Raw genomic sequence first — 12,632 nt, forward strand, 5'->3', positions numbered from 1 at the left:
ATTTCGCCACCTTCTCCATCTTGGTGGGGGTGAGATTGTGCGGACGGCTTCCCCCCAGCCGGATCCGACGGAGGTTGGAATGACTTTTTCGAAAACCGGTCTGGTGGCCGTATCGCTGGCGGCGCTCGTTGCGAGCGGCTGTTCGACCTCACGTTTTTCCTCGATGGATGACCAGCAGCCGGCACCGCTGGAGGCCGCGCCCGCCGGCAAGGTGACGGCGAACCAACTGCCGCCGCCGGCATCGCCCGGCACCACCGACCCTTCGCAATTCCCGACCGCTCCGGCGAACACGCAGGTCGCCGCGCTGCCTTCGGATGGTTCGGCGCCGGCCGGCGCTTCGGACGTGACCGCCGCCAGCGTCGCCGGTGTCTGGAACGCCAGCGTTGCGGGCCAGAGCTGCAAGGTGGCGACACCGCAGACCAAATTCGGCGCCGGCTTCCGCGCCGGTCCGCTGCATTGCCCGGCGCCGATGGACGGCATCAAGTCGTGGAACGTCGCCGGCAAGCAGCTGACGCTCTATGACGAGAGCGGCGGTGCGCTGGCGCGGCTCTATTCCTCGGGCGGCTCGAAATTCGACGGCCAGACTTCCAACGGCCAGCCGATTTCGCTTACGAGATAGTTTTTGTTTTACGCAATTCCGGTTCCCGGAATCGCTCCAGAACGACGTGACCGATGCATCTGCGTGACGGCCTCCAGACCCATGCGACCGTTAGGCAGCGCTACGACCATCTGGTGGAAACCGGTACGATCGACCGCGATCCGGCGCAGGAACGGATCGTTGCGGCGCTCGACCGGCTGACCGATGAGATCTCGGCCAAGCGGCTGGCGCATAAGTCGAGCGCGCTGGGCTGGCTGTTCGCCCGCAAGCGCGAGACGCATGAGGCCGTCAAAGGCCTCTACATCCATGGCGGCGTCGGCCGCGGCAAGACCATGCTGATGGACATGTTCTTCGACTTGCTGCCGGTGCGGCGCAAGCGCCGCGTCCACTTCAACGACTTCATGGCCGACGTGCAGGACCGTATCCAGAAGCACCGGCAGGCGCGCAAGAATGGCGACGTCAGGGAAGACGATCCGATCCCGCCGGTGGCCAAGGCCCTTGCCGAGCAAGCCTGGGTGCTGTGCTTCGACGAGTTCTCGGTCACCGACATTGCCGACGCGATGATCCTGTCCAGGTTGTTTTCGGCGCTGTTTGCCAGCGGCGTGGTGCTGGTCGCCACCTCGAATGTGGCGCCGGAAAACCTCTACAGCGACGGGCTGAACCGCCAGCTTTTCCTGCCCTTCATCGGCATATTGGAGCGGCACACACAGGTGCTGGCGCTCGATGCCGACAAGGACTACCGGCTGGAAAAGCTCGCCCGGACACCGGTCTATGTGACGCCGGCCGACGCGGCGGCGGACCAGCTACTCGACGAGGCCTGGCAAGCCATGACGCGGGGCGCGCCGACCGCCGAGACGTCGCTGGCCCTCAAAGGGCGGCAGGTGATCGTGCCGCGTGCGGCGGGCGATGCGGCGCGGTTCTCCTTCGCCGATCTCTGCGAGAAGCCGCTTGGCGCGCGTGATTTCCTGGCGATCGCCGGGCGCTTCTCAACCATTTTCATCGACCACGTCCCGGTGCTCGGCGAAGGCAAGCGCAACGAGGCCAAGCGCTTCATCCTGCTGATCGACACGCTCTACGACCATCGTATGCGGCTGGTGGCGAGCGCCGAAGCGCCGCCGCAAGCACTTTATGCAGCCAAGCGCGGCGTCGAAGCCTTCGAGTTCGAGCGCACGGCATCGCGGCTGATCGAGATGCAAAGCCGCGACTGGCTGGAGGATTGGGCGGAGCGGCAGAAAGGAAAGCCGGCGGTGTCGGAAGCGTCGCAGGCGCAGGCCTAAAGAAAGCAATTGGCAGCTTAGGCGCCCCGCTCATTCCTGCTTCGTTGAAGATTGGCGAAATCGCGTGGCAATCGATCTCCCCCCTTGAGGGGGGAGATGGCCGGCAGGCCAGAGGGGGTTGGTTCGACCGGGCGCGGCACAGATGGCGCCAGCGCTTCACGCGCGGCGACCCCCTCTGTCGCCTTCGGTGACATCTCCCCCCTTGCGGGCAGGGCTATCGCACATGGATTCTTGCGAAGAAGAACCCCCACCCTAACCCTCCCCACAAGGGGGAGGGAACGCTGCCGCGTGCCTTTAATTCTTCTTGGCGCCGAAAAGACAGGCGATGCTCCTGGGCCAGCGCCAACGGAAGTCTCCCTCTCCCTTGTGGGGAGGGGTTAGGCGTGGGGGTCCGTGCCGGGCAGACATCTCAGGAATTCCATATGCGATAGCCCTGCCCTCAAGGGGGAGATTTGGCGACCGCCATCACAAGGGCGTCATCGCCTGCATCCAGCCTTACGATTTCCATCTTCGTCGGCTATTTCTTCCCAAGTCGGCTTACAAACTTTGACGTTTACGTAAATCCCAACTGATCTAACCGATTGAAAATACTGACACCAAAATAATCGTTTGAATTTTTTGCGTGCCGGGGCTATTGGGTGCGGCGAAAATTCGCGGTTCCCCGCAGCATTCCGGCCTCTTCTTCGACGCCGCCATCAAATCACCAGAGATTTGAGACGTCGTCACCGACAAAGGGAAAACATCCTCACATGGCACGCAACAAGATAGCGCTTATCGGCTCTGGCATGATCGGCGGCACGCTCGCTCACATGATCGGCCTCAAGGACCTCGGCGACGTGGTGCTGTTCGATATTGCCGAAGGTATCCCGCAGGGCAAGGGGCTCGATATCGCGCAGTCGTCGCCTGTCGATGGCTTCGACTCCAGGCTCACCGGCATCAACGACTATGCCGGCATCGAAGGGGCCGACGTCTGCATCGTCACCGCCGGCGTGCCGCGCAAGCCCGGCATGAGCCGCGACGACCTTTTGGGCATCAACCTCAAGGTCATGGAACAGGTCGGCGCCGGGCTGAAGAAGTACGCGCCGAAGGCCTTCGTCATCTGCATCACAAACCCGCTCGACGCCATGGTCTGGGCGCTGCAGAAGTTCTCAGGCCTGCCCAACAGCCATGTCGTCGGCATGGCCGGCGTGCTTGACAGCGCGCGCTTCCGCTATTTCCTGGCAGAGGAATTCAAGGTCTCGGTCGAGGACGTCACCGCCTTCGTGCTCGGCGGCCACGGCGATTCCATGGTGCCGATGATCCGCTATTCGACGGTATCGGGCATTCCGCTGCCCGACCTCATCAAGATGGGCTGGACCTCGAAGGAGAAGCTCGACCAGATCGTGCAGCGCACCCGCGACGGCGGCGCCGAGATCGTCGGCCTGCTCAAGACCGGTTCGGCCTATTACGCGCCGGCCGCTTCGGCGATCTCGATGGCCGAAGCCTATCTCAAGGACAAGAAGCGCGTGCTGCCCTGCGCGGCGTATCTCTCCGGCCAGTATGGCGTCAAGAACACCTATGTCGGCGTTCCCGTGGTGATCGGCGCCGGCGGCGTCGAGCGCATCATCGAGATCGAACTCAACAAGAGCGAGCAGAAGATGTTCGACTCCTCTGTGGCGACGGTGCAGGGCCTGACCGAGGCCTGCGTCAAGATCGCGCCGCAACTCGCCTCCAAATGAATCTCCAGTAAGTGAACCCCCAGTCGATCCGGAGACCACCCAGATGAACATCCATGAGTATCAGGGCAAGGCGCTGCTGAAGAGCTTTGGCGCGCCGGTGGCCGAAGGTGTGCCGGTGTTCAAGGCGAGCGAAGCGGAAGCCGCCGCCAAGGCGCTGCCGGGCCCGCTCTATGTGGTGAAGAGCCAGATCCATGCCGGCGGCCGCGGCAAGGGCAAATTCACCGAGCTCGGCCCGGACGCCAAGGGCGGCGTGCGGCTGGCGAAATCGGTGGCCGACGTCGTCGCCAACGCCAACGAGATGCTGGGCAACACGCTGGTGACCAAGCAGACCGGTCCGGCCGGCAAGCAGGTCAACCGCCTCTACATCGAGGACGGTGCCGACATCGAACGCGAGCTCTATCTGTCGATCCTGGTCGACCGTTCGGTCGGCCGCATCGCCTTCGTCGTCTCGACCGAAGGCGGCATGGACATCGAAGCGGTCGCCCATGACACGCCCGAAAAGATCATCACCGTCGCCATCGATCCGGAAAAAGGCGTCACAGCAGCCGACCTGAAGGCGCTCAACGGCGCGCTCAAGCTCGACGGCGATGCGGCCAAGGACGGCGATACGCTGTTCCCGATCCTCTACAAGGCCTTCGTCGAGAAGGACATGAGCCTGCTCGAGGTCAACCCGCTGATCGTCATGAAGAACGGCCGGCTGCGCGTGCTCGACGCGAAAGTGTCGTTCGACAACAACGCGCTGTTCCGCCACCCCGACGTGCTCGAACTGCGCGACACCACGGAAGAGGACGAGAAGGAAATCGAGGCGTCGAAATACGACCTCGCCTATGTCGCGCTCGACGGCAATATCGGCTGCATGGTCAATGGCGCCGGCCTTGCCATGGCGACGATGGACATCATCAAGCTCTATGGCGCCGAGCCGGCCAACTTCCTCGATGTCGGTGGCGGCGCATCCAAGGAAAAAGTCACGGCGGCGTTCAAGATCATCACCAGGGATCCGGCAGTCAAGGGTATCCTGATCAACATCTTCGGCGGCATCATGAAGTGCGACATCATTGCCGAGGGCGTCATTGCCGCGGTCAAGGAAGTCGGGCTGGAAGTGCCGCTGGTGGTGCGCCTGGAAGGCACCAATGCCGAGCTTGGCAAGAAGATCATCAACGACAGCGGCCTCAACGTGGTGTCGGCCGATGATCTCGACGACGCAGCCAAGAAGATCGTGGCGGCGGTGAAGGGCTGAGCGGATGCCTCCGCGCAAGATAAACCTCGTCGAGGCGGCGGATCGGACCATCACCAAGGTTTTCGATCCGCATATCGCCGGCGATGTCAACGACAGCCAGGCGAAGGTCGCCAAGTTCGGCGAGATGTTCGACTGGCATGCGCATGACAATGAGGACGAAGCCTTCCTCGTGCTGCGCGGGCGTATCGCCATCGATTTCCGTGACGGTCCCGTCGAGCTCGGCGAGGGCGATTTCATCGTCGTGCCGCGCGGCGTCGAACACCGGCCGCGCTCGCTGACTGCGGAACCCGTCGTGCTGATGTTCGAGCCGGCAACGACGCTCAACACCGGCAATGCCAAAAGCGACCTCACCGTCGCCGACCTGAAGCGGCTGTAACGAACTTGCGACTGCCACACAGTTACACATATACTGTGTGAAGTAGGCGCAGGAGAAAAGAGAAATGAAGAACATCACTCTGGCAGTCGAAGACGAGGTCTTGGAGCAGGTCAAGCTGACGGCCGCCGAACAGCGAACGACCGTCAACGCCATGGTGCGGGAGTTTTTCTCGGCAGTGGCCGCCAAGCGGTACGCCAAGGACGAGGCACGGCAGGCCCTTCTGCGGCTCGCCCGCGAGGCGGCAGGCGACATGGGTGGCAAGAAATGGAACCGGGAAGCTCTCTATGATCGCTGACTGCTTCCTCGACACGAACATCCTCGTCTATGCCGCCATCGGACACAAGGCCGAGCGCGCGAAGTATGAGCGCGCCGTGGAGTTGATCGCCAAGGAAGACTATTCGACCTCCGCACAGGTGCTGCAGGAGTTCTATGTCAACGTGACCAAGCGGGCTGAGGTCACACTGGCGCCGGCGAAGGCGGCCGAATGGGTCGCCGCGATCTCCATGAAGCCCTGCCAGGATCTGGATAGCGCCGTTGTAATGCAGGGCATCGCGAACGCGCAACGCTACCAGATTTCATATTGGGATGGCGCCATCATCGCCGCCGCCGAGCGCCTTGGCGTCAAGATACTCTACACCGAAGACCTCAACCACGGGCAGTCTTATGGCTCCGTGGTCGCCATGAACCCCTTCCGCAATCACTGATCAGGTCGCAAAAAATGTCCATTCTCGTCGACAAGAACACCAAGGTGCTGGTGCAGGGCCTGACCGGCAAGACCGGCACGTTCCACACCGAACAGGCGCTGGCTTATCACGGCACGAAAATGGTCGGCGGCATCCACCCGAAGAAGGGTGGCGAGACGTGGACCGGCGCGAAGGGCGAGAGCCTGCCGATCTTCGCCACCGTCGCCGAGGGCAAGGAAAAGACCGGCGCCAACGCCTCGGTCGTCTATGTGCCGCCGGCGGGTGCCGCCGAGGCCATCCTGGAAGCGATTGAGGCCGAGATCCCGCTGATCATCTGCATCACCGAAGGTATCCCGGTGATGGACATGATCAAGGTCAAGGCGCGGCTCGACCGCTCGACGTCGCGGCTGATCGGGCCGAACTGCCCGGGCGTGCTGACGCCCAACGAATGCAAGATCGGCATCATGCCCGGAAACATCTTCCGCAAGGGCTCGGTCGGCGTTGTTTCGCGGTCGGGAACGCTTACCTATGAGGCAGTGTTCCAGACCACCAATGTCGGCCTCGGCCAGACCACCGCCGTTGGCATTGGCGGCGACCCGGTCAAGGGCACCGAATTCATCGACGTGCTCGAAATGTTCCTCGCCGATGACGAGACCAAGTCGATCATCATGATCGGCGAGATCGGCGGTTCCGCCGAGGAAGACGCCGCGCAGTTCCTCAAGGACGAAGCCAAGCGTGGCCGAAGCAAGCCGATGGCCGGTTTCATCGCCGGGCGCACGGCGCCGGCCGGCCGCACCATGGGCCATGCGGGCGCGGTCATCTCCGGCGGCAAGGGCGGGGCGGAAGACAAGATCGCGGCGATGGAATCGGCTGGGATAAAAGTATCGCCCTCGCCGGCGCGGCTAGGCACGACGCTGGTCGAGGCGATCAAGGGTTAAGGCAGTAAGGGAGTAGGGCAGTATGGCAGTAGGGGAATAGGAAGAACGGGACGAGCGGCGGCAACCGCCTGCTTTCCCTACTGCCTTACTCCCCTACTGCCCTACTCCCCTCCAAAAACAGGAGACGGAGCCAGGCTCCGCGGACAAAAATGGCAAGACAAGATCAGGCCAACGACCAATTTTCGCTCACCTCATTCCTCTATGGCGGCAACGCCGATTACATCGACGCGCTCTACGCCGCCTATGAGGACGATCCAGCTTCGGTCAATCCCGAATGGCAGGAGTTCTTCGCCGGGCTGAAGGACGATTCCGGCGATGTGCGCAGGAACGCCAAGGGCGCCTCATGGGCCAAGCCCTCCTGGCCGCTGCAGGCGAATGGCGAACTGGTGTCGGCGCTCGACGGCAATTGGGGCATCGTCGAGAAGACGATCGAAAAGAAGGTCAAGGACAAGGCGGTCACCAACGGCGTCGTCCTGTCCGATGCCGACGTGCACCAGGCGACGCGCGATTCGGTGCGCGCCATCATGATGATCCGCGCCTACCGCATGCGCGGCCATCTGCACGCCAATCTCGATCCGCTCGGCATCGCCAAGCCGCTCGAGGATTACAACGAGCTGTCGCCGGAGAACTATGGCTTCACCGAAGCCGACTATGACCGGCCGATCTTCCTCGACAATGTGCTCGGGCTTGAATTCGGCACCATCCGGCAGATGCTGGAAATCCTGACCCGAACCTATTGCTCGACGCTCGGCGTCGAGTTCATGCATATTTCGGACCCCGAGGAAAAGGCCTGGATCCAGGCCCGCATCGAGGGCGCCGACAAGGAGATCACCTTCACCGCCACCGGCAAGAAGGCGATCCTGCAGAAGCTGGTCGAGGCCGAAGGCTTCGAGCAGTTCATCGACGTCAAGTACAAGGGCACCAAGCGCTTCGGCCTCGATGGCAGTGAAGCGCTGATCCCGGCGCTGGAGCAGATCGTCAAGCGCGGCGGCCAGCTCGGCATGAAGGAGATCGTGCTCGGCATGGCGCATCGCGGCCGGCTGAACGTGCTCTCCCAGGTGATGGCCAAGCCGCACCGCGCCATCTTCCACGAGTTCAAGGGCGGCTCGGCCGCACCCGACGAGGTCGAGGGCTCGGGCGACGTCAAGTACCATCTCGGCGCCTCGTCGGACCGCGAGTTCGACGGCAACAAGGTGCATCTGTCCCTGACTGCCAATCCCTCGCATCTGGAAATCGTCGATCCGGTGGTGATGGGCAAGGCGCGCGCCAAGCAGGATTACCTGTTCGGCCGCAGCCGCGAGGAGATCGTGCCGCTGGAAGAGCGCGCCAAGGTGCTGCCGCTCTTGCTGCATGGCGATGCCGCCTTCGCCGGTCAGGGCGTGATCGCCGAGATCCTCGGCCTGTCCGGCCTGCGCGGCCACCGCGTCGCCGGCACGCTGCACTTCATCATCAACAACCAGATCGGTTTCACCACCAACCCGCGCTTCTCGCGCTCGTCGCCCTATCCATCAGACGTGGCCAAGATGATCGAGGCGCCGATCTTCCACGTCAATGGCGACGACCCGGAAGCCGTGGTGCACGCCACCAAGGTGGCGATCGAATTCCGCATGAAGTTCTTCAAGCCTGTTGTGGTCGATATGTTCTGCTATCGCCGCTTCGGCCACAATGAGGGCGACGAGCCGGCCTTCACCCAGCCGATCATGTATCGTAACATCCGCACCCACAAGACGACGGTCCAGATCTATGGCGACCGGCTGATCGCCGAGGGCCATATTAGCCAGGCCGAGCTCGACCAGCTCAAGGCCGACTGGCGGGCGCATCTGGAATCGGAATGGGAAGTCGGCCAGCACTACAAGCCCAACAAGGCCGATTGGCTGGACGGCGCCTGGTCGGGCCTGCGCACCGCCGACAACCAGGACGAACAGCGGCGCGGCAAGACCGCCGTGCCGGTGAAGACGCTGAAGGAAATCGGCAAGAAGCTGACCGAGGTGCCGAAGGATTTCGAGGCGCACAAGACGATCATCCGCTTCCTCGAAAACCGACGTCAGGCGATCGAGTCGGGCGAAGGCATCGACTGGTCGACGGCCGAGGCGCTGGCCTTCGGCGCCATCCTGCTCGACGGCAATCCAATCCGCCTGTCGGGGCAGGATTCCGAACGCGGCACCTTCTCGCAGCGCCATTCCGTGCTCTACGACCAGCGCGACGAGACCCGCTACATCCCGCTCAACAATCTGTCGGCGGCTCAAGCCGGCTACGAAGTCATCAACTCGATGCTGTCGGAAGAGGCGGTGCTGGGCTTCGAATATGGCTACAGCCTGGCCGAGCCGAAGGCGCTGACCTTGTGGGAAGCGCAGTTCGGCGACTTCGCCAACGGTGCCCAGGTGGTGTTCGACCAGTTCATCTCCAGCGGAGAGCGCAAGTGGCTCAGAATGTCGGGCCTCGTCTGCCTGTTGCCGCATGGCTATGAAGGCCAGGGTCCGGAACACTCTTCGGCCCGGCTCGAACGCTTCCTGCAGCTTTGCGCCGAAGACAACATGCAAGTGGCCAACTGCACGACGCCGGCCAACTACTTCCACATATTGCGCCGGCAGCTGAAGCGCGACTTCCGCAAGCCGCTGATCCTGATGACGCCGAAGTCGCTGCTGCGCCATAAGCGGGCAGTGTCGACGCTGCCGGAAATTTCGGGCGAAAGCTCGTTCCACCGGCTTTTGTGGGACGATGCGCAGCTGCTTTCCGGCCAGGCGATCAAGCTGGTCAAGGATTCAAAGATCCGCCGCGTCGTGCTGTGTTCGGGCAAGGTCTATTACGACCTCTATGAGGAGCGCGAGAAGCGCGGCATCAACGACATCTATCTGCTGCGCGTCGAGCAGCTTTATCCGTTCCCGGCCAAGGCGCTGATCACCGAACTGTCGCGGTTCCGAAATGCCGAGATGGTGTGGTGCCAGGAGGAGCCCAAGAACATGGGCGCCTGGTCGTTCATCGACCCGTATCTGGAATGGGTGCTGGCGCATATCGACGCCAAGCATCAGCGGGTGCGCTACACCGGCCGTCCGGCCGCCGCCTCGCCGGCGACCGGACTGATGTCGAAGCATCTCGCCCAGCTCGCCGCCTTGCTCGAAGACGCGCTTGGTGAATAGAGAATATCTGGGCGAACAACAGAACCGAAAGAAAACGGACAGGCACAATGGCTACCGAAATCCGCGTTCCCACTCTCGGCGAATCCGTCACTGAAGCGACCGTCGGCAAATGGTTCAAGAAGGTTGGCGATACAATCGCCGCCGATGAACCGCTGGTCGAGCTCGAGACCGACAAGGTGACGGTGGAGGTGCCTGCCGCCGCCGCCGGCACGCTGGGTGAGATCACCGTCAAGGAAGGTGAGACGGTCGGTGTCGGCGCGCTGCTCGGTTCGATTTCGGCAGGTGGCGCGGCCGCCGCTCCGGCTACCAAGCCGCAGGCGGTGTCGCAGGCCTCGTCGCCGGATGCCGCATCGACCGGCAAGCAGGCCGCGGCCGAGACCGCCAAGATTGCCGGCGACGCCGGCCCGGTCGAACCGCGCACCATGCCGCCGGCACCGGCCGCGGCCAAGCTGATCGCCGAAAGCAATCTCTCGGTCGACCAGATCTCCGGTTCGGGAAAGCGTGGCCAGGTGCTGAAAGGCGACGTGCTCGACGCCATCTCCAAAGGCGCGCCGTCACAGCCGGCAGAGACGCCCAAGGCGGCACCTGCACCGGTTGCCGTGCGCGCGCCATCCTCCGGCGACGACGCCTCGCGCGAGGAGCGCGTGCGCATGACCAAGCTGCGCCAGACCATCGCGCGCCGCCTCAAGGAAGCGCAGTCGACCGCCGCCATGCTGACCACCTTCAACGAGGTCGACATGTCTGCGGTGATGGCGCTGCGCACCAAATACAAAGACGTGTTCGAGAAGAAGCACGGCGTGAAGCTCGGCTTCATGGGCTTCTTCACCAAGGCCGTCACCCACGCGCTGAAGGAAATCCCTTCGGTCAATGCCGAGATCGACGGCACCGACATCATCTTCAAGAACTATGCCCATATCGGCGTCGCCGTCGGCACCGAAAAGGGCCTCGTCGTCCCGGTCGTGCGCAATGCCGACCAGATGTCGATCGCCGAGATCGAGAAGGACATCGGCCGGCTGGGCATCGCCGCCCGCGACGGCAAGCTGTCGGTCGCCGACATGCAAGGCGGGACGTTTACGATTTCCAACGGTGGCGTTTACGGGTCGCTGATGTCGACGCCTATCCTCAACGCGCCGCAGTCGGGCATTCTGGGCATGCACAAGATCCAGGAGCGGCCTGTCGTGGTCGGCGGCCAGATCGTGATCCGGCCGATGATGTACCTGGCACTCAGCTACGATCACCGCATCGTCGACGGTAAGGAAGCGGTGACCTTCCTGGTCCGCGTCAAGGAAAGCCTGGAGGATCCGGAACGGCTGGTACTCGATCTCTGAGGTCTGGTGCTGATCCGGCTGTTGGAATGCGTGCCGGAGGAAGGATCTGCGCGGCAGAATGACGACCCGTTCCCTTAGCCTTTCCAAGGTGCTTTCGATCGCATCGATCGCGGCCGGCATGGTGCTGGCCACCGCCGGCGCCCATGCAGCCTGTCCGATCGAGCTCGCCGTCTATGGCGACGCCCAGAGCGGCAGCGAAATCGATTTCACGCCGACCGGCACCTCGGCGACCGTCACCAACAGCTTCCGCATGATCCTCGACAACAATGTGGTGCTCAACGGTATCGTTATGTGGAACGAAGGCGTGTCGCGGCCGAACGGCGCGCTGATGTACAAATGCCCCGAAGGCGACGTCACCGGCGAGGAGCTTGCTGCCTGCACGCCCTGGCATGGCGTCATCTACACGTCGGATGACAAGGGCAACATCGGACTGCTGCCGGCCGAAGGGGTCGAAGCGCCGAAGACGCTGATCCTGCCGGACCTCGGGCCGGCGTTGCGCCAATCCTCGGCCTATGGCGGCAGCGGGTTTTCGAAAGTGCCGTGGGATGTGTTTGTCTTGAAGGGATGCCAGGAATGAGCGAGGCGAAAAAGGTGCTGCTGGTCACCGGCGGCAGCCGCGGCATTGGCGCCGCGGTCTGCCGGCTAGGATCGAAAGCCGGCTACCGCGTGGCGGTCAACTATGCCTCGAACCAGGCTGCCGCTGACGCAGTGGTCGCCGAGATCAAGGCCGGCGGCGGCGAGGCCTTAGCCGTCAAGGGCGATGTCGGCAGCGAGGCCGATATCGTGGCCATGTTCGAGGCCGTCGACCGCGCCTATGGCCGGCTCGACGCCTTCGTCAACAATGCCGGCATCGTCGACGTCAAGGCGCGTGTCGACGAGATGGACGTCGCGCGGCTGGAGCGCATGATGCGCATCAATGTCGTCGGCTCGTTCCTGTGTGCCCGCGAAGCGGTGAAGCGCATGTCGACCCGTCATGGGGGGGCGGGCGGATCGATCGTCAACATCTCGTCGGCGGCAGCGACATTGGGCTCGCCGGGCGAATTTGTCGACTATGCCGCCTCCAAGGGTGCCATCGACACGTTCACCGTCGGGCTCGCCCGTGAGGTCGCACTGGAAGGCATTCGCGTCAATGCGGTGCGGCCCGGCCTCATCGATACCGAGATCCATGCCTCCGGCGGGCAGCCGGACAGGATAGAGCGGTTCCGCGACCTGCTGCCGATGAAAAGAGCCGGCACGGCTGATGAAGTCGCGGGCGCGGTTCTCTATCTTCTATCCGACGCCGCGTCCTATACGACGGGCGCGATCCTGAATGTAAGCGGCGGCCGCTGAGCGCCAAGCAA

General features: G+C 63.3%; 12 protein-coding genes. All 12 read left to right on the forward strand.

The genetic code is table 11. The features are described from left to right. Nucleotides 1–79 precede the first annotated feature (79 nt). The 12 genes from NKJ37_RS02895 (at nucleotide 80) to NKJ37_RS02950 (ending at nucleotide 12,621) form a co-directional block, all read left to right on the forward strand. Nucleotides 80–619, forward strand: a complete 540-nt coding sequence (locus NKJ37_RS02895) for a protease inhibitor Inh/omp19 family protein (RefSeq protein WP_023811288.1) — start codon at nucleotides 80–82, stop codon at nucleotides 617–619. Nucleotides 620–672: 53 nt separating this feature from the next. Next, entirely contained in the window at nucleotides 673–1,875 is a 1,203-nt protein-coding gene (gene zapE / locus NKJ37_RS02900) for a cell division protein ZapE (protein WP_023811287.1), read from the forward strand. A 749-nt stretch (nucleotides 1,876–2,624) separates the two neighbouring features. Beyond that, nucleotides 2,625–3,593 (forward strand): malate dehydrogenase, encoded by a 969-nt coding sequence (gene mdh / locus NKJ37_RS02905; protein WP_013528846.1) that lies wholly within the window; start codon nucleotides 2,625–2,627, stop codon nucleotides 3,591–3,593. A 43-nt stretch (nucleotides 3,594–3,636) separates the two neighbouring features. Continuing rightward, the gene (gene sucC / locus NKJ37_RS02910) at nucleotides 3,637–4,830 is read left to right on the forward strand and encodes an ADP-forming succinate--CoA ligase subunit beta (protein ID WP_023811286.1); all 1,194 of its coding nucleotides are present in this window, start codon (nucleotides 3,637–3,639) and stop codon (nucleotides 4,828–4,830) included. 4 nt (nucleotides 4,831–4,834) lie between these two features. After that, nucleotides 4,835–5,206, forward strand: a complete 372-nt coding sequence (locus NKJ37_RS02915) for a cupin domain-containing protein (RefSeq protein ID WP_023811285.1) — start codon at nucleotides 4,835–4,837, stop codon at nucleotides 5,204–5,206. A 64-nt stretch (nucleotides 5,207–5,270) separates the two neighbouring features. Beyond that, entirely contained in the window at nucleotides 5,271–5,501 is a 231-nt protein-coding gene (locus NKJ37_RS02920) for a hypothetical protein (protein ID WP_023811284.1), read from the forward strand. Beyond that, nucleotides 5,491–5,910, forward strand: coding sequence for a PIN domain-containing protein (locus tag NKJ37_RS02925; protein WP_023811283.1), 420 nt, complete (start codon nucleotides 5,491–5,493; stop codon nucleotides 5,908–5,910). The genes NKJ37_RS02920 and NKJ37_RS02925 overlap by 11 nt, the downstream gene beginning before the upstream one ends. 14 nt (nucleotides 5,911–5,924) lie before the next feature. Further along, on the forward strand, nucleotides 5,925–6,827 hold the full coding sequence (gene sucD, locus NKJ37_RS02930) for a succinate--CoA ligase subunit alpha (RefSeq protein ID WP_023811282.1): 903 nt from the start codon (nucleotides 5,925–5,927) through the stop codon (nucleotides 6,825–6,827). Nucleotides 6,828–6,976: 149 nt separating this feature from the next. Further along, a complete protein-coding gene (locus tag NKJ37_RS02935; RefSeq protein WP_128304263.1) occupies nucleotides 6,977–9,964 on the forward strand; it encodes a 2-oxoglutarate dehydrogenase E1 component in 2,988 nt (995 codons plus the stop codon). Nucleotides 9,965–10,011: 47 nt separating this feature from the next. Continuing rightward, the gene (gene odhB, locus NKJ37_RS02940; protein WP_023811280.1) at nucleotides 10,012–11,292 is read left to right on the forward strand and encodes a 2-oxoglutarate dehydrogenase complex dihydrolipoyllysine-residue succinyltransferase; all 1,281 of its coding nucleotides are present in this window, start codon (nucleotides 10,012–10,014) and stop codon (nucleotides 11,290–11,292) included. 58 nt (nucleotides 11,293–11,350) lie between these two features. Beyond that, complete coding sequence (locus tag NKJ37_RS02945) at nucleotides 11,351–11,869, forward strand: hypothetical protein (protein ID WP_023811279.1); 519 nt, start codon at nucleotides 11,351–11,353, stop codon at nucleotides 11,867–11,869. After that, nucleotides 11,866–12,621, forward strand: a complete 756-nt coding sequence (locus tag NKJ37_RS02950; RefSeq protein WP_127296321.1) for an SDR family oxidoreductase — start codon at nucleotides 11,866–11,868, stop codon at nucleotides 12,619–12,621. The genes NKJ37_RS02945 and NKJ37_RS02950 overlap by 4 nt, the downstream gene beginning before the upstream one ends. Nucleotides 12,622–12,632 lie beyond the last annotated feature (11 nt).

It is taken from the genome of Mesorhizobium sp. M0140 (assembly GCF_040322475.1).
In the GTDB taxonomy this organism is placed as follows: Bacteria; Pseudomonadota; Alphaproteobacteria; order Rhizobiales; family Rhizobiaceae; genus Mesorhizobium.

Excerpts from the sequence above, each read along its gene's own strand:
- NKJ37_RS02895 (WP_023811288.1), top strand. The coding sequence starts at position 80 with ATGACTTTTTCGAAAACCGGTCTGGTGGCCGTATCGCTGGCGGCGCTC.
- zapE (WP_023811287.1), top strand. The coding sequence starts at position 673 with ATGCATCTGCGTGACGGCCTCCAGACCCATGCGACCGTTAGGCAGCGC.
- mdh (WP_013528846.1), top strand. The coding sequence starts at position 2,625 with ATGGCACGCAACAAGATAGCGCTTATCGGCTCTGGCATGATCGGCGGC.
- sucC (WP_023811286.1), top strand. The coding sequence starts at position 3,637 with ATGAACATCCATGAGTATCAGGGCAAGGCGCTGCTGAAGAGCTTTGGC.
- NKJ37_RS02915 (WP_023811285.1), top strand. The coding sequence starts at position 4,835 with ATGCCTCCGCGCAAGATAAACCTCGTCGAGGCGGCGGATCGGACCATC.
- NKJ37_RS02920 (WP_023811284.1), top strand. The coding sequence starts at position 5,271 with ATGAAGAACATCACTCTGGCAGTCGAAGACGAGGTCTTGGAGCAGGTC.
- NKJ37_RS02925 (WP_023811283.1), top strand. The coding sequence starts at position 5,491 with ATGATCGCTGACTGCTTCCTCGACACGAACATCCTCGTCTATGCCGCC.
- sucD (WP_023811282.1), top strand. The coding sequence starts at position 5,925 with ATGTCCATTCTCGTCGACAAGAACACCAAGGTGCTGGTGCAGGGCCTG.
- NKJ37_RS02935 (WP_128304263.1), top strand. The coding sequence starts at position 6,977 with ATGGCAAGACAAGATCAGGCCAACGACCAATTTTCGCTCACCTCATTC.
- odhB (WP_023811280.1), top strand. The coding sequence starts at position 10,012 with ATGGCTACCGAAATCCGCGTTCCCACTCTCGGCGAATCCGTCACTGAA.
- NKJ37_RS02945 (WP_023811279.1), top strand. The coding sequence starts at position 11,351 with ATGACGACCCGTTCCCTTAGCCTTTCCAAGGTGCTTTCGATCGCATCG.
- NKJ37_RS02950 (WP_127296321.1), top strand. The coding sequence starts at position 11,866 with ATGAGCGAGGCGAAAAAGGTGCTGCTGGTCACCGGCGGCAGCCGCGGC.